This is a genomic window from Helicobacter sp. 13S00401-1, assembly GCF_002272925.1.
GTDB lineage: Bacteria > Campylobacterota > Campylobacteria > Campylobacterales > Helicobacteraceae > Helicobacter_I.
In genome coordinates this window covers 1-16,915 of record NZ_MLAR01000021.1, presented here as the reverse complement: position 1 = coordinate 16,915, position 16,915 = coordinate 1, and the positions used below count along the sequence as shown (strand labels likewise).

The window sequence follows — 16,915 nt, the reverse complement described above, 5'->3', positions numbered from 1 at the left end:
AAGTTATCTCTCAATCTGAAGATATTAAAAGTGTTACTGTTATTATTAAAGACATAGCAGATCAAATAAATCTCTTAGCTCTTAATGCAGCTATAGAAGCTGCACGTGCAGGAGAACATGGAAGAGGCTTTGCAGTAGTAGCAGATGAAGTAAGAAAACTAGCAGAAAGAACTCAAAAGTCTTTAGGAGAAATAGAATCTAATACTAATATCTTAGTTCAATCTATTAATGATATGGCTGAATCTATAAAAGAACAAGCTAATGGTATAACTCAAATAAATGATGCTATATCTTTATTAGAACAATCTACTCAAGGTAATGTAAATATAGCTGATGATGCTACTAAGATATCTAGTAATGTAACTCATATAGCAGATGAGATAATGAGTGATGCTAATAGGAAGAAGGTGTGAGGAGACTTGTTAAGTAGGCTTATAGGGGGAAGGTAGGTTGATAGATAGGTGGGGTTGTTAGATAGATAGATTTATTAGATTGGTTTATTGGATTTGTTAGGATAGGTAAATTTTTAGACTTTTAGAGTTATAGAGTTAGACTAAGAGTTATGGAATAGATGGACTTATTAGACTAGTAGATGGGGTTAGGTTTATTAGGTTAGTTTATAGGGTCTACTAGGATAGATAGACTTATAGGTTGGTAGGTGTATAAAGAAGATAGAAGAAGAGAGAGATAAGAGATAGGAAAAGGGAAAGAGAAGAGATAGAATCTGGGGTTTAGATTCTATCTTTAAAGCTTGAGACTGTCATGCTTGCTAAGGAAAGTCTTGCAATGACATTGTTAGTGTGTAAATTTTATGCTAAAAGTAATGGCCTTTATACTATTTTTGTTTTAGTGAAAAGTGAAATATAGAAGATAGGATATTAGATTAAACGCTCTATGACTTGTAATCACTGCTAGCATTAAAATAATGTCTAGTTGCATAGCAAGCTAAAGAGACTACATAATACTTATATTTATTACTAGCCTCTTTCTTGGGTTAGTCTGATTTAGTTTTGGGTTTTGGGGGATATAAAGCTAAAAAAGAAGTTAATGAAGGCATATCTTTTGATATATAAGCCGCTACTCCCTAAAGAGTAGAGGCATCTTTTAATTAATCATAAATCAAAAAAATGTTTCACAAAGCTTGTTTGCTCCTTAAGCAACTTCTTTTTTGTAGCAAGAACCTATGAACTGAGCAGCACCTGCATAGAAAGCAATTACAGCAGTTACAAGTCCAAAGTATCCACCAGTTACATTCCAACCATTGATGTTTGTCCATGCACCTATAGCTAGTAGCACAAAAGTTACAACAAGAAGGATAAGCACTAAGGCTACAGTTTTAGAACCTTTAAGTGAACCTATAAAGTAAACAAGTGTTAGGATAGCCCATAGGATAAGGTAGGTTCCTAAACCACCAGCTGTTAGTTTGTCTCCGAAGAAATGTACTAATAACACATAAGATAACCAGAAAACTCCATAGCTCGCAAATACAACGAAACCAAAAGTGTTACCTTTTGGATACTCAAAAAAACCTACTAATAGCTGCACAATACCACCAAAGATAACAGCCATAGCTAGGACAACGCCTAAGCTAGAAGATGATATCCACTCAGCATTTATCGCTGAAAGAAGAAAGGTGGTAAGAGCAAAACCAAATAGCCCTAGGGGTGCTGGGTTAGTATTTTTAAAATTCATATTCAATCCTTTATTTTTTAATAGTATGAGGCATACCGCCGCTTGCCAGGCTTATAACATCCCCATTTTCTAAGATGTCATAAGCTTGTCCGAATCCTTTTACAAATCTGCCCTTTCCAAAACTTAGTTCTACTAAGTGAAAATCAAGCATATTCCTGATTTGTTTAATCCCTCCGCCACTTCCCTCTTTGTGAACAAAGCTGTCAAAAACTTCATCGAAAAACTCGCCTCTATCTATAAAAGTAGCCTGAGTTTGGAATCTAAGCCTTTTTCTAGCGATAGGATTTTTAGCTTTGCTTTCATCTTCTAAGAACATAGATTCTATATTGCTTGGGTGTAGCTTAATGTTTTCATAGTGTTCACTTACTTCACTTATATAGATATAACTTTTACCTTTATAGTTTATAAGTGGAGCATAACTTGCAGACACATGCTTTTCTTTATTTAGCGTTGCAAGTACTATTGAGCTAAACTCAAGTTTAAAGTTTTCTAATTCTTTAGAAATGTCAGCACTTTTCATATTTAGGTTTTGACATAGCTTTATTATTGCGTCTTTGTAGTCTTTAGGATCAGTTTTTTTTGGAAAAGGCACGTTAACTATCACATTTTCCTTGCCATCTTTTGCTTCTATCTTTAAACCGTCTTCATTTAAATCTAAAAGTTCAGCACTTTTTGCTTTTAAGTTCCCATAGGTATTAGCTAGTGCTACTACCTCGTCTTTGTGATGATCATTCATGTGAGATATGATTAATTTTAAGTCCATTTTTTTCCTTTTTATAAGTTTGGCTTGACCTTGCCTTTTGTGATTCTATCTTTGCTTTCTTTGATTAGTCTTTTTTATGATTAAAGTACCTAATTTAAAGCATATACTTTGAAAATATGTAACAATAATTCACTTACAATATTCCATATACGTAACAACATTTTTATAGTTTTGGTTCTATCTTTTTTAACTCCTCATTTATGCTTTCATTTAGACTTTTGCTGAAGTTTAAAGTTTGCGGGATACTACTTTGCATCGTTTTTAAATAGCTAGCATAGTCATTTAAAGTGAGATTAGACTTAGTTAGTTCATATTTTAAAAATAGCCAGTAGGTATTTATAACATCACTTTGGCAGTAGATATCTATAGAATCTAGATCATTTTTTTCATAAGCTAGCTTATAGACATCACCTCCTGCTACCTCATACTTTCCCATTATATTTGCCATCTTGCAAACTGTGTCTAGATTTAAAGCGCGCGTTGCTCCAAAGCTTCCAAGAGTGTCAAATAAGTCAAGATGAAACTTTTCACTATATCTTTGTCTATAGTTTTCCCACTTACTTTTATTAAGTGCTGGGTTAGATTCTTCATAGTAGGCACCAAGGCTGATGTTGTATTTCATAGCCCTTAAACAAATAACTGGTAAGTCAAAACCTCTACCATTAAAGCTTATAAGTCTTGGGTTGCTTTTATTTAAAAAGCTAGCAAACTCATTTAGTATAACTTCTTCCCTTTCTTCTAAGCTAGCACCTTTGCCAAAGCTACCTACTTTTTTGAAGTTACCAAAGTCATCAGCTATAACACTTGCTATAGATATGACTTTATGAAAGCAAAGTGGTAGAAAAGTGCTATTACTCACTGCTTGTTGGGCATTAAATGCAAGCTCGCATATCTCTAGGTTGCTTCCTTCATACTTATATATAGTTTTTAGTAACTCTACATCAGGAACTGTTTCTATATCAAATACACATATCACTTTTTGCCCCTTAGTCTTTCAGCACTAAGCTTTCTATATCAAAAAACTTAGAGTTTTGTCTTTTAAAGGCGTTTTTTTTGATCCTTTCTATCAAGCTTTTTGTCATATCTTTACCATAAATATTTTCTAAGGCTTTAAACTCCACATTTTTAAAGACTTCTTTTAGGCTTAGATTCTGTAAGTTTTTAAATCTTTCATAGTCTTTTAAGAAACTATCTATCTCAGCGTATTTGTATCCTATCTCATCTTCATCTTTTTGGCTTTCATAAAGATCAGCACTTGGTGCCTTTGTAAGTATAGAATCTGGTACTTCTAAAAACCTAGCTAAGGCAAAAATATCACTTTTATAAAGGGAAGATATAGGGTTAAAAGCACAAGCTAAGTCACCATACATAGTTCCATAGCCAAGTAGTAGCTCACTTTTATTACTAGTGCCTACAACTAGAGCATTAGTAAGGCTTGAGTGGTAGTAAAGTGTAGCCATGCGCATCCTTGCACAAAAGTTACCTCTTTGTAAGCTGCTAGCTTCTGGGTACTGTTCTATGAAGGCTAAATCTAGGGCTTTTATGCTTGCTAGTTTATGGTTTAAATTATGTTTGGTACAAAGCTCATTAGCATCTTTTAAACTTTCTTTACTTGAAGTGCTTGAAGGCATAAGAAGGCAAAGTAAGTTTTTTGTATCTTTTTTAGAATCTAGAAATGCTTTTTTGCATAAAAGTGCTACTACTGCACTATCTATGCCGCCACTTAAGCCTAAGACTAGGTTGCTAAAACCTTTTTCTTCCATAGTTTCATTGATAAATCTAGTTATATCTTTTACTAGTTGTTCTAAAGAGATATCCACTTGCTACTCCTTGAATATAGTTAGTTTTTAAACTAAAGCTTAAAGCTACTAGCTTACTTTGTTACTTAAAGTGCTACTAGGCAAATCAATAGAGATTCTATCTTAAATCAAATAAAACTCATTTTTCATACTCTAAAATGATCCCTAATCTTTGGTATTTGCCACTCCGCTAATTTGTATTTAAGCTTGTTTAAACTAAAATCAGCGGTTGCCAACACCTACTTGAAAGATGGAAACATAATTTTTATTTGAAGCGTAATATTATTAATTGATAAAGGAATATAATGAATTCCACAGTGAGTAAAATTACGAGTTTTTGTATAAGGAGTAAAACATGGCTGATGATGTGAACGAAGTCAAAGACGTCAAAAGACGAGACTTTATGGGTATGACCGTAGGGGGGTTTGCTATACTTGGGGTTATAGCGACAATCTATGGCATAAAGAGGACTTGGGACCCACTCCCTAGCATAGTCTCTGCTGGATTTACAACAGTGGACCTTGCTGGTATGAAAGAAGGTGAGTTTAGGACTACTACATGGAGGGGTAAACCAATCTATATGAGAAGGAAAAGAAGCACAGAAAACTTCGTTGCTTACCGTGACTTTAAACTAGGGGATGGTGCCTATACTATAGGTATACAGATCTGTACTCACTTAGGTTGTATACCTATCTGGAAACCAGATATTAATCAGTTCTTTTGCCCATGTCATGGCGGTGAGTACACTGAAGATGGTATAAACATCGCTGGAACTCCACCACCTAGACCATTTGACATGCCACCTTTTAAAGTTACAGGTGCCACTACACTTTTACTAGGTGAAACAGGCAAAGAGTATGAAGATATGATGAAAGCTAAGGCTTAAGGAGACATAAATGGCACACATAAGGAAAGCGAAGAACTTTAGTGATTGGATGGACCAACGCTTAGGAACTAAGACTTTAACAAAAGTCTTAATGACGGAATATTGGATACCTAAAAATATCAACTTTTTATGGGCTATGGGCGTTGTGCTTCTTGGCCTTTTTGCTGTTTTGATAGTTTCTGGGATATTTTTGTTGATGTACTATAAGCCAGATGCTAATTTGGCTTATGATAGTGTTAACTATACTATCATGCAAGAAGTTGCCTATGGATGGATGTGGCGTCATATACACGCAGTAGCCGCTAGTATAGTGTTTGTTATTATCTACATACACATGTTTGTTGCTATATATTATGGCTCTTATAAAAGAGGCAGAGAAATGATATGGGTAACAGGTATGCTACTTTTTGTTTTCTTTTCTGCGGAAGCCTTTAGCGGATATATGTTGCCATGGGGGCAAATGAGCTACTGGGCAGCTACTGTTATAACTAACCTTTTTGGTCAAGTACCAGTTATCGGTCCGGACTTGGTTGATTGGATTAGAGGTAACTATATAGTTCAAGATGCTACCTTAACAAGATTCTTTATGCTACACGTATTTTTAATACCTGTAATCATCTTAGCTGTTATTGCTATCCACTTTTACTCTCTTAGAGTTCCTCACGTTAACAACAAAGATGGCGAAGAGATAGATTTTGAAGCAGAATCTAAAAAATACATGGAAGGTAAGAAAAAAACTTCTAAAGTTATACCTTTTTGGCCAGTATTCTTAAGTAAAGATATATTTGTGCTTAGTGTATTTATGATCTTTTTCTTCTATCTAGTTGGATATCACTTTGACTTTGCTATGGACCCTGTTAACTTTGAAAGGGCTAATAGTTTGGCTACTCCAGTGCACATTTATCCTGAGTGGTACTTCTTATGGAGTTATGAAGTATTAAGAGGATGGTTCTTTAATGCAGACCTTGGCTTGATAGCTTTTGGTATAGCTCAGATAATATTCTTCTTCATACCATGGTTAGATAGAAGTCCTGTTGTGAAACCTGCTCATAAGCGTCCAGGCTTTATGGTATTTTTTATATTATTAATCATTGACCTAATAGTTCTTACTATCTTTGGAAAGCTACCACCAGAAGGAAATGCTAAGTATGTTGGACTTGTTTTCTCTGTAGGTTTCTTAGTGCTTTTATTTATAGTGCTACCTTGGGTTACTGTATATGAACGCAAAAAATATCAACGCAAAGAAGGAGGAGCTAAATAATGAAGGCACTAAAAGAAATTGGAATGCTCATCATACTAATAATAATCTTTGGGATAATTTATTGGGGTGTTGAGCCTCTTGCTCATTCAGTGATGTACCCTAAAACTGCTCCAGCTGATTATCAATATAGAGATTTAGATAGACTTGGCAAGATAGACTTAAGCCATGGTGACGTAGCAAAAGGTAAGATGATAGCAACTAGCACTTGTGCTGCATGTCACGGTATACATTCTCAAGGAATCAAAGCTCCAAATAGTAATGCAGATGCAGCAGCTGCCTTTGGTGTAGTTCCGCCTGATTTATCAGATGTAGGTTTAATTTATGATCATAAGTATCTTGCTCACTTTATAAAAGATCCAGTAAGAGCTAATAGGCTTACTGCTAAGTTTCAAACAAGTTGTTCTGGCTTAACTGGCGAAGAAGCGGCTAAGTGTGCTGAGTTCAACAAAGGAAAACCAAGTTTCCCTATGCCAAGTGCAGATGGCTTAGGCTTAAGTAATGCAGACATTGCTGATTTAGTTGCTTACTTTGCTAGTATCGCACCTAAGGCCTTAAGCGATAAAGAAGTCTTCAAAAATGCTTGCGAAAGATGTCACTCTGTAAACTACGACAAAGGTCAGTATGATGAATACTTTGGAAAAGAAGTTGGTCAAAAACTAAAATCTCACTATGGTGAAGGTTTACAAGCCTTAACTCCATCTGATGATGTAGCTAAGTATCTAGGTGCCCATGCTCCGGATCTATCAATGATGATACGTGTGAAAGGAATTGACGGTTTAGCTAAGTTTATAAACAACCCTCAAAACGTACCTTTAGAAGATATTAAGAAAAACATCATTTCTAAACTTGTTAAAGAGGCTCAAAACAAAGAGATTAAAGCTCTTCCAGCTAACTTAGATAAAAAAGACATGGATGCTAAAATCAATGCTATACAAGCTAAGACTGCAAGTGACTATGGTATAAAACTACCGGCTAATACCATGAAAGATGCTTATCAGTCAGAAGATGACTATACTAATATGGCTTTAAGCATGGATGCTATGCCTATAGGTAAGTCTATGCCAAGAGTTGGTTTAACAAAAGCTGCTGAAGTTCAAGTTGTTAACTACTTACAAAAAGTAGGTGATAGCAAAAAAGATCAAAGAGATTCTTTGGGAATTAAAATCATGATATTCTTCATCATTCTTGCGATCTTAGCCTTCATATGGAAAATTAAAATCTGGAAAGATATACATTAATATCTTTTCTAGATTTTTGCCTTACTACCTTATATTTAAAGCCTTCTCCCTTTTAAGGAGGGGGCTTTAAGATTGCAAATTTCTAATAGCTTTTAATCCTGTCTTATTATAAAGCCCACCATACATTTTCTCATAAGTTAAAAAGTGTTTATAGAGTTATGCCTTTTAAGTAGAAAAGTTATTTAAGTGCTATTTTAAAGTTTTACTAAGCTCTTTATAGTAGTTGTTAAAATGAGTGTTTGTGTTTTGTAATCTTAGGCTTTAGAATCTAAATTCTTCTAAGTAGCCATAAGGCTATCTCATCAGCGACAAATAAGTCTTTTGCATAAAATCTTCCTTCTTTTATATAAACTTTATCTTGTAAGTCATTTAAAAGTTTTTTGTTAAAGCTAAAAGTTTCAACCCCTACCTCACTTCTTAGTCCTAGAAATAACTCTTCAGTCCTTAAGTCATCTAAGCTTAAGTTTTCTTCTAAACGCTTAATTGGGTTAGTGATATATCCTTTTAAATCTTTGCTTGCATAAAGTCTTTTGGCCCCTTTGTCTTTACAGTTAACCTTAGAAACACTTGCCACACCAACTCCAAGGTAGTCTTTACCCTTCCAGTAAGAAAGGTTATGCTGACATTTATAAGGTAAGGCAAAGTTTGAGACTTCATACTGAAAAGCACCCTTAGATTCTAAAAACTGCTTTATAAAGTTTGACTGAGTGTGATTTGACACCTTAGATGATGTATCTTTTAGGGCAAAACTAGAATCTTTATCTACACTAAGTGAGTAGCAAGATATATGGTTTATATCTAGTTTTAAAGCACACTCTAGCTCATGTTTTAGTCTAGCTTTAGAATCTAGGGCTGTGTCATAGATTAGATCTATACTTTTGTTTTTAAAACTGTTTGCAAGTTCTAAGCTTTTAGCTATATCTTTTGTGCTATGTTGCCTTTCTAAAAGCTTTAGCTTATCTTCATAAAAGCTTTGTACTCCCACACTAAGCCTAGTTGCCCCAAAAGAGACAAGACTATCACACCACTGCTTGCTTATCAAGTTGACATTAGCTTCTATATTTACTTCAGCATCATCTTTTAAGAGAGGAGTTATAAGGTTAAAAAGTCCTTCATAAGATTTAGAATCTAATATATTAGGAGTACCTCCACCTATAAAAACTGATTCTATACTTTTAATATCATAGTGTTTTAGCTGGTAGCTTAGATCTAGAGTTAAGGCTTCTAGATAAGGCTTTATTAGATGTTCTTGATTAGTTTGAGAGTAAAAAGCACAGTAGCCACACTTGCTATCACAAAAAGGTATGTGAAGATAGAGGGTCACTTTAGTATATAAACTCCTTAGAACTCATAGCCTAGTCTTACACCTAGAGTACTAGTTGTATTAGCCGGTTCTAAGAAAAGTCCTTTATACACACCACCTTTAAAAAGTGGCTGCAAGTCAGAATCTCCTATAGCGTACTGATCATAAACTATAGCCATACTAGCTATACCAGTATTTAGCTTATATCCTAGGCCTATAGATATTTCAAAGCTATTACCAGTTTGCTGATGGAAGGTTAGGTCGCTATCATAGCCTATGTTACTAAAGTAGCTTATGTTATAGCCACCAAAAACACGTCTATAAGTTCCTTCTATTAGCAAGACTAGTTTGTCATTTAGCGAAAACTTCGTGTTTACAGTTATAGGTATGTAGTAATAAATCTGCTTTCTACTATAAGCAGCATCACTTAAGATGTTGTTTAATAAAGCCCTAGCACCTACACCTATAGTGACATAAGCTTCAAATATAGAGTAAGTATATATACCACCTATGCCTATAGACATATTAAAAGCTCTATCAACACTAGTTGCACTAAGTGGAGTTTTAGCTCCAGTGCTTAGGTTTACAGCACTCCCAGTATAGGTATTATCACCTATACCACTAGCACTTAAGTCTGCTTTTATAAAAAGGTGTTGATAAGAGATACCATTCATCACGCCAAGCTCTAGCATGCTGCCTTGTATATTCATAACGCCAGGTTCATCATAAGTATACTTCATGATACCGCCTGTAACTTTGAAGTGGTATTGTGCTTTGTTGGAGTTAAGATCTGAGTAAGTGCTATCGTTAGGATCTGTAGTACCAGTAGTATCTGCTGCTTTAAGCAGGCTAAGCCCTAGAAGAGGTATTAACAGTAAGTAGAGCTTTTTCATTGCACTATCCTTTTAACTATCCCCTTAGCGTCTTCATAAAGCTTGATACTTGGGGATGACTTTATTTTATCTATCTCAGTACCCATGGTGGCAACATTAGATTGCACTTTCTTTAGATCTCTAACTATACCTGCTGTAGCACTTACTTCTACAAGTAAACTTATAAGTATTAAAAGTAGTAAGAATATAGCTAGAAAAGAGGCAATGATAGTTATCTTTAGTGAACGCTTAGTAAGTTTTTCTACTTGCAAAAGCTTTTCTTCTATAGGCAAGTCTAGTGTTGGTTTAGTGGACATCAAATACCTTTTATAATCTCTTTTTTAAAGCTAATTTTTTTATAATCAGAGCTATTACCATAAAAACTAGGGCACACATGACAGTACTTGCCCCAGAGCTTATGTTTAGCTTATAGCTAAAAAACAGTCCAACGCACATAAAAACCAAGGATAAAAAGCTTGCTAACAACATCTGCATACCCAAGCTTTTAACTACCAAAGTAGCACTATAAGCAGGGATAGAAAGCATGGCTAAGACTAAGATTAACCCCGAGATTTGCATGCTAAAAATTATACCTATGGCAATTAGTACAAATATTATATTATAAAAAAGTTTAGTTTTAAGCCCTAGGAGCTTGCAGAACTCTGAATCATAGCTTACACCCAGTATCTCTTTATAGTAGATTCCAACAAAGACTAAGAGGATGATATCAAAGACTATGATAGGTATGAAAAGAGCTGTGTCAATAGCTACTAGGGAGCCAAAGAGATAAGATTCTAAGTTTGCATTAAAACTAGGGGTTAGATCCATAAATATCACACCAACTGCCATACCAAAGGCCCAAAGTATAGTGCTAAAGGTGTCTAAGAAGGTCTCATTTTGCTGTTTTACAAAAGATAAAAGCAAGGCTACTATGATGGCTGCACCTGCTGCACCTATAACAGTAGAAAAACCAAAAAAGATGGCTATACCTATACCTCCATAAGCACAGTGTGCAACTCCACCACCTATAAACACTGCCTTAGAGCTTACAAGTAAAGAGCCTATGATGCCGCTTATGATGCTTATAAGCACTATGGCAATTAGAGCATTTAATATAAAAGAGTTGTTAAAAAATGAAAAAGTGCTTAAAAAGGATTCCATTTTTAGCCTTGAAGTGTACTTTACTAATCTAAGTATCATAACATAGCTACCAACTTTTTATAAATATGCATCTTAATAATGTCTATAGTTAAGACCTACTTTATACACTTGATGATACAAAGCTTTTAGTTTGGTTAGATTTAGTTTACTTAAAGTCTTTAGGTTAGCTTTAAAGCCTAAATAATTAAAATTATTACCTCAGTATTTTTCTATTTAGTAAAATAAAACTATAATTAAGTGTTAATTTTTAAGTCTATAAGTATCTAAGGCTATATAGAAAGGTAGTGATAAATACCTCTATTTAGTAATATATACTTTACTTATAAGTAAAAAAGAAAAAGAAATTTTTATTAATTTTTCGTTTTTAAAGAAACATTAAGATAAAAGTATAAAAAAACATTTTAGAATTACTCCATATCAAATAAAGGATTACAGATGGTAGGACAAGTAAAAAAATCAATTCAGCTAAGAGAGCAAAGTCAACTTGATCAACTTGCCGTTATGACAGCCTACAACATTCTACTTACTCTAAAAAACGCAGGTAAGATAGACGCTAGCACTTATGACTCATATAGAGATTACGTCGCTCACTCAGAAAACACTAGCTCTAAAAAGGTTGCAAAGTCTACTATCAAACGCTAGTGTGAGGGCCATTTTATAATCCTTACACCTACTTAAGGTTTGCAAGAAATGGGGTCTAGCAAGTCTTAAGATTAGGCAAACTCCTAGGCCTATCACTCCTAAAACATCATCCTTATATAGAATCTAAAAGCTATCTGCCTAAGTGGCTAGCCAACAAACTAGCTTTATTAATAAAACTTCAAAAATACTATAAATCTTTAAAAACTAGTGTAGACTTACGACTGATGCTAATTTTAGTTATTAGTTTTTTAATTATAAAACAACTAGATATTATTAAAAGGGATTAGATGAAAAGTTTACTTTTTGTACCTGCTAGCAGGGAAGATAGATTCAAAAAAGCTTTTAGTTTAAATACTAGTTCTGTGATATTTGACCTAGAAGACACGGTTAATGAAGAAGGTAAAAGCAAGGCTAGGGAAAATATAGCAAGGTTTGCTGGGGATAATGAAGAAGCTAGATTTTTCGTACGTATAAATAGCTTTGAATCTAACATGCATAAAGAAGATTTAAAGCTTTTAGATTCTATAAAACCTAGCCTAAAAGGTATCATGCTTCCTAAGGCTGATAATAAAGATGAGATAGAAAGTATAGAGTATAAAGTTTTAGCTCTTATAGAATCTTCACTTGCAGTTTATAGTTTAGAAAGCCTTATAAAAGCTAGAAATTTGCTAGCACTAAGCATAGGCGTACTAGATCTAAGTCTTGATATGGGCTTAGAAGAGGGTTGTGGAAAGGAGTTTGTCTTAGACACCATAAAAGCAAAGATGGTTTTAGTATCAAAGATGTTTAATCTTGAAAAGCCACTAAATGGCGTGTATGCAAAGTTTGAAGATAAAGCAGGCTTTAAAAAAGAGTGTGAGAGGGTAAAAAGTATGGGCTTTGGAGGTGCCCTCTGTATACATCCTAATCAAGTAGAGATAGCTAATGATACATACTCGCCAAATGCCAAAGAGTTAGCTTGGGCAAAAGAGATCTTGCGCCTTGCCAAAATGCATGATAATGCAGTCTTTAGTTTTGAAGGTGCTATGGTTGATTTACCTGTGATACTAAAAGCTAAGTCTTTACTCGGAGAGATTTAAAGCTTGCACATAAACTAAGTTTTTTAAGCTTAGTTAGGTTTTTTAAAAATAACTTTTAGCGTATCTCTATTTGATTACTCCCAGTTACGCTTCCTTGTAATATCTTGTTGCTATCTAGTGTCTTTACTTTTATGATATCGCCCATAGCGCCATTTTGCAAGGCCCTAACTGTACTTTCAACTACCACACCACCTATCTTAGTTCTAGCAGTTGCTAGCTCATTTATCCTAACTAAGATGGCTGGTTTTAACATCCTATCTAAGATGATAGAATCTTTTTGTATAAAAACTTTGCTAGCTGAGTTTAAGACTAAGTTCTTACTTGCTAGACCACCTTTGCTAAAAGGTATTAAAGACTCATTTAATAAGTCTAAGCTTAGGTTTTCATTCATCCCTATGTCTCTTTTTGCCTTGAAGGCTTCTATACTAGCTTTTATGTTATAGCTAAGACTATCTTCTAAGATAGAGTTTTTATACTCATACTTAAGCCTTAAGTAACCAGAGTTAGTGCTAAGTGATAAAAGCTTCATGTTTAAAATCTTAATGTGTTCTATATCAAGTGAACTTCTAGCACTAAAAGTTACTTCATTAATATGTAAGTTTTGATACTTTGAAAGATAGCTATCTTTTATATACTCTTTTATAGATTCTATATTGTTTAGTTTTGTGTTTTGGTTTATGGTAGTTTGATTTGCCATTAGGAAGCATAAAAGGCTTAGAGATAATAGTATATATCTTAACATCTATTCTTCCTTAGTACTAGTCTTATAGGCTAACTTAAATGCATACTGAAAATAAGAGCTATAGTAGTAATGTAATGCGCAAAAACCTATTTTTCCTATTATAATCAATCTTAAAAGGATTAAACGATGATTTATGACTTGCAAAGTGCTTCTAAACTCTCTAGCTATAAGCTTTTAAGTAACACTGTAGTACCTCGCCCTATAGCATGGGTTTCAACTGTATCTAAAAATGGCGTTGTAAACCTAGCTCCTTTTAGTTTTTTTGCACCAATTTGCTCAAGTCCAGTTATCTTTTCTTTAGCCCTAACTATGAAAAGTAGCGGAGAAGAGAAAGATACTTTAAAGAATCTAAAAGACACAAAGCTTGCTTCAATCTCACTTCCTAGTTTTAAAAATGCCAAGTTTATGGAACTAACAAGCACTGAGCTAGACTTTGATAAAAGTGAAGCAAGTGAGTTTGGCATAGAGCTTTTTTCACCACTTAGTACCTTTCCTCCTATAGCTAAAAGTATAGATGTAGCCTACTTTTGTACTTTAGAAGACATACTATCTTTTAGTGCAGGTAGTTTTAGCGTATTTTTGAGGGCTAAAGAGGCCTATATTAGAGATGAGATTTTTAATGATAATTTGAAGTTTGACTTAGATTCTATAGGTAGGGTTGGGAAGGGCTATACAGATTGCACTTTAAAAGATATATAGGTATTACTAGATGATAAAAAAGAGTATTTTGCGATTTGCCTTAGTGTTTATTTTAGCTTTAGGTGTTGTTTTAGCAAGTAGTTTAGATGAAAGTTCTAGTTTAAGTAGGCAAGAAAGCTTAGCCAAAAAAGCCGCTCTTGCTAAAGAGGTAAAAGCAGCCAAAAAGAAAGAGAAAGTAGAAAAAACAAAAGCCAAAAAAGCCTTTGAAGCTAGTCTAGTAAGCAAAGGCTACTATAGACTTCACACAGTAGCACTTATCTCTGAAAATGACGCTTATAGTGCCTTTGGTGATGCTAATAACATGGTAGGTGGTTATCCAGATAGATTCTATACAGCAGGTACATTTTTAGGCTATATAAGTAAAGACTTAGAAAGTGTTGGTTTTTTAAGATACCTCGATCCTTTCTTTTTTACAGGACCAAAGATAGCTCGCGTAAGCTTTTTTCTAACTCAAAAACTTTATACTCCTTACTCTAAGGATGATGCTAGTTTTGATTCTATTGATAGGCCTTATGCAGGTACACTTTATGGTAGTTTTGGTTTATTTTTAAGAGATGAAGACTTTACTCAAGATATAACTTTAAAGTTAGGGGTTTTAGGTAGTGCTGCACTTGGCAAACAAACTCAAGAAGATTTACATAAAGTCATAAAAGTCCCTCAGTTTAAAGGCTGGGATAATCAGATAACAAACTATCCCCTAATAGCCCTAGCCTATGACTTAAACTTTTATTTTAGATTCCTAAACACATCCTACTTTCAATCAGACCTTATCTTAAACCCTAGTCTTGAGCTAGGAAGTGTCACTTCAAGGTTAGATCTTGGAATCTACGCACGTGCAGGTTATGGACTAGATAAATCAGCTATTGATAACTACGTGTTTAAAAAGGGCTTTTATATGTTTGTCTTTTTTGGAGTTGTCCCACGTGTAGTGGCTTATGATCTAAAGATCACAGGAGATAGAGTTGGTTTTGATAAGCTAAGTCTATCTAACTTACAAGGCTACTTTGAGTATGGCATAAAGATAGGGTTTAGTTACTTTCAAGCCTCCTTTGCTCTAGTGCATCAAGCTAAAGAGTTTGCAACACAAGGACTTAATAACGACTATGGAAGTGCTAGTCTTGCTTTTAGCTTTTAGCTCTAATATACCTCTTTTTAAGAAAGCTTAGATTCTCTAAAAATTTAAGATCTTTTCTTATCATTCACTCCTGGTAAGTCTTATCTTAAGGTTTATTTAAGATTCTAGCCTTATCTTAGGAAAAAGATTCCATAAACACACATTTATAAGTTATCATTTAGTCTTTAGTATGGACTTTAAGCAAAACTAAAGTTAGTTTTTTGAAATGACCATATACAAAAAAGATTAAATTTAATCTTGATTATTTAAAAATATCCTTTTGTATCACTAAAGCATTAAGCATTATCACAGTCTTTAATTAGCTTTAAAGATGAATTGTATTAGGAGTATATATGAGAAAATCCATAAGTTTAAAAGTAGGCATTGTAGTTGCCATAGTAGTTATTATCGTTATAGCGATACTTTCTACCATAGTCATAGTAAGCGCAAAAGATGCCTTGAAAAAACAAGTTAATGCAACTTTAGACTATGCCTCTATAGAAATTGGTAGAACAACAGAAAGTAGTATCTCTCAAGTAGGTGTAAGCACTAAGCTAGCAGCTAGTAAGATAAATCTTTTGCTAGATGATAATGCAGCTGAGTTAAGTGCTGCTACTTTAAAGCGTGAAATATCAACCATGCTTAAAGCCACAAGACTAGGCATCATTTCTACAGTTTATATAAAAGGCGCTAAGATTGATGATCCAAGATATCAAATAGGCGATAACGTAGCTATAAGTGGTATTCAAAAGGGTGATACTGTAACTTTTTTAGGTGCCAAGGAAGCTGAAAATATATTCAAAAACTCACCGCCTATGCAAAAGTCTTATGAAACAGGTAAGCCAGCACTAGGAGAGCCTATGCATGGTGAAGTTGGAGGGACTAACTATTACGCCTTACAGATGACTTTTCCTCTAATTAAAAATGGAAAAACAGTAGGCTCCATGGTGCAAAGGATAGATCTTAACTATCTAAATGGCATAGTTAATGATACTAGTAATGACCAGTGGTCAGGTGTTTATCGCCTTATAATTGATCCACGTGGAACAGTTATAGTAGGTAACTTCCCTAACTCTAATGGTAAAGTTTTTGCCAGTCTTGTAAATAGTGATGATCATAGAAAAAATGCAGCTAGGTCAGCTGCTGGAGAAAACTATAATGTTGAAAACTACCTACCAGATAGACACGGCTACGCACTAATCTCTAATCACTCTTTCGAGCTACCAGGCTTTAATACTAAGTGGAGTTCGTATGTGTCTGTAGCATCAGACATCGCCCTAAAACCAGTAACTATCCTAATATGGACTATAGTAATCACTGCCATCATAGCAATAATCATCATAGTAGTTTTCTTTTACTTCTATATAGATAAAGCCTTCATAAAAAGAGTAAGAAATATACAAGCTACTCTAATAGATACCTTTGCAGTTATAAACCATGAAAAAGCTATAAACATACCTAAACTAGATACTAGATCTAAAGATGAACTAGGAGTTATATCTAATGTTATTAATATAGCTATGGATAAAACTAAAACCTCTTTATCCAAAGACAGTGAAGCTGTAAGTGAAGCATTAAATGTAGCTAAGACTATAGAAGAAGGTAACTTAAGTGTGAGAATACTTAAGTTACCTTCTAATCCTCAATTAATTGAACTAAGAGAT

At 34.1% G+C, this 16,915-nt stretch carries 18 protein-coding genes; 9 read left to right on the top strand and 9 right to left on the bottom strand.

Features of this window, described 5'->3' with window-relative positions:
• The coding region (locus BKH43_RS07890) for a methyl-accepting chemotaxis protein (protein WP_253248067.1) at window positions 1-413 on the top strand (413 nt) is incomplete at its 5' end.
• A 739-nt stretch (window positions 414-1,152) separates the two neighbouring features.
• Here BKH43_RS07890 and BKH43_RS07885 read toward each other — a convergent pair.
• From BKH43_RS07885 to BKH43_RS07870, 4 genes are all read right to left on the bottom strand, one after another.
• Window positions 1,153-1,692 carry a GPR1/FUN34/YaaH family transporter gene (locus BKH43_RS07885; protein ID WP_095230338.1) on the bottom strand — a complete coding sequence of 180 codons (540 nt, stop codon included), beginning with the start codon at window positions 1,690-1,692 and terminating at the stop codon, window positions 1,153-1,155.
• Window positions 1,693-1,702: 10 nt separating this feature from the next.
• Complete coding sequence (locus BKH43_RS07880) at window positions 1,703-2,455, bottom strand: HugZ family heme oxygenase (RefSeq protein WP_095230336.1); 753 nt, start codon at window positions 2,453-2,455, stop codon at window positions 1,703-1,705.
• 163 nt (window positions 2,456-2,618) lie between these two features.
• Window positions 2,619-3,431, bottom strand: coding sequence for a 3'-5' exonuclease (locus BKH43_RS07875; protein WP_095230334.1), 813 nt, complete (start codon window positions 3,429-3,431; stop codon window positions 2,619-2,621).
• 10 nt (window positions 3,432-3,441) lie between these two features.
• Window positions 3,442-4,275 (bottom strand): NAD+ synthase, encoded by an 834-nt coding sequence (locus tag BKH43_RS07870; RefSeq protein ID WP_253248079.1) that lies wholly within the window; start codon window positions 4,273-4,275, stop codon window positions 3,442-3,444.
• Window positions 4,276-4,609: 334 nt separating this feature from the next.
• On the opposite strand from BKH43_RS07870, the gene petA reads away from it, so the two are divergent.
• Genes petA through BKH43_RS07855 form a run of 3 tightly spaced genes read left to right on the top strand, consistent with a single transcriptional unit; the run spans window position 4,610 to window position 7,639 of the window.
• Window positions 4,610-5,140, top strand: coding sequence for a ubiquinol-cytochrome c reductase iron-sulfur subunit (gene petA / locus BKH43_RS07865; RefSeq protein ID WP_095230332.1), 531 nt, complete (start codon window positions 4,610-4,612; stop codon window positions 5,138-5,140).
• Window positions 5,141-5,150: 10 nt separating this feature from the next.
• Window positions 5,151-6,401: a cytochrome bc complex cytochrome b subunit gene (locus BKH43_RS07860; protein ID WP_095230330.1), complete on the top strand. Its 1,251-nt coding sequence runs from the start codon at window positions 5,151-5,153 to the stop codon at window positions 6,399-6,401.
• Window positions 6,401-7,639, top strand: a complete 1,239-nt coding sequence (locus tag BKH43_RS07855) for a c-type cytochrome (protein ID WP_253248078.1) — start codon at window positions 6,401-6,403, stop codon at window positions 7,637-7,639. The genes BKH43_RS07860 and BKH43_RS07855 overlap by 1 nt, the downstream gene beginning before the upstream one ends.
• A gap of 268 nt (window positions 7,640-7,907) precedes the next feature.
• On the opposite strand, the gene hemW is transcribed toward BKH43_RS07855, so the two are convergent.
• From hemW to BKH43_RS07835, 4 genes are read right to left on the bottom strand one after another with little or no spacing between them, the layout of a single operon-like run.
• Entirely contained in the window at window positions 7,908-8,963 is a 1,056-nt protein-coding gene (gene hemW, locus BKH43_RS07850) for a radical SAM family heme chaperone HemW (RefSeq protein ID WP_095230328.1), read from the bottom strand.
• Between the two features lie 17 nt (window positions 8,964-8,980).
• Entirely contained in the window at window positions 8,981-9,835 is an 855-nt protein-coding gene (locus tag BKH43_RS07845) for a hypothetical protein (protein ID WP_095230326.1), read from the bottom strand.
• The gene (locus BKH43_RS07840) at window positions 9,832-10,131 is read right to left on the bottom strand and encodes a hypothetical protein (protein WP_095230324.1); all 300 of its coding nucleotides are present in this window, start codon (window positions 10,129-10,131) and stop codon (window positions 9,832-9,834) included. Before BKH43_RS07840 ends, BKH43_RS07845 begins: the two co-directional genes overlap by 4 nt.
• A 10-nt stretch (window positions 10,132-10,141) precedes the next feature.
• Window positions 10,142-10,975, bottom strand: a complete 834-nt coding sequence (locus BKH43_RS07835) for a metal ABC transporter permease (protein ID WP_095230322.1) — start codon at window positions 10,973-10,975, stop codon at window positions 10,142-10,144.
• 435 nt (window positions 10,976-11,410) lie between these two features.
• Here BKH43_RS07835 and BKH43_RS07830 point away from each other — a divergent pair, with 435 nt between their 5' ends.
• Window positions 11,411-11,617 carry a hypothetical protein gene (locus BKH43_RS07830; RefSeq protein ID WP_095230320.1) on the top strand — a complete coding sequence of 69 codons (207 nt, stop codon included), beginning with the start codon at window positions 11,411-11,413 and terminating at the stop codon, window positions 11,615-11,617.
• A gap of 287 nt (window positions 11,618-11,904) precedes the next feature.
• Window positions 11,905-12,696, top strand: a complete 792-nt coding sequence (locus BKH43_RS07825) for a CoA ester lyase (protein WP_095230318.1) — start codon at window positions 11,905-11,907, stop codon at window positions 12,694-12,696.
• A 55-nt stretch (window positions 12,697-12,751) separates the two neighbouring features.
• On the opposite strand, the gene flgA is transcribed toward BKH43_RS07825, so the two are convergent.
• Window positions 12,752-13,438 carry a flagellar basal body P-ring formation chaperone FlgA gene (gene flgA, locus BKH43_RS07820; RefSeq protein WP_095230316.1) on the bottom strand — a complete coding sequence of 229 codons (687 nt, stop codon included), beginning with the start codon at window positions 13,436-13,438 and terminating at the stop codon, window positions 12,752-12,754.
• Window positions 13,439-13,564: 126 nt separating this feature from the next.
• Between flgA and BKH43_RS07815 the strand changes: the two genes are divergently transcribed.
• The 3 genes from BKH43_RS07815 to BKH43_RS07805 all read left to right on the top strand — a co-directional run.
• A complete protein-coding gene (locus tag BKH43_RS07815) occupies window positions 13,565-14,137 on the top strand; it encodes a flavin reductase (protein ID WP_095230314.1) in 573 nt (190 codons plus the stop codon).
• A 10-nt stretch (window positions 14,138-14,147) separates the two neighbouring features.
• A complete protein-coding gene (locus tag BKH43_RS07810) occupies window positions 14,148-15,272 on the top strand; it encodes a lipid A deacylase LpxR family protein (RefSeq protein WP_095230311.1) in 1,125 nt (374 codons plus the stop codon).
• 332 nt (window positions 15,273-15,604) lie between these two features.
• Window positions 15,605-16,915 (top strand): hypothetical protein (locus BKH43_RS07805; RefSeq protein WP_143429061.1); only part of this gene is annotated, 1,311 nt, incomplete at its 3' end.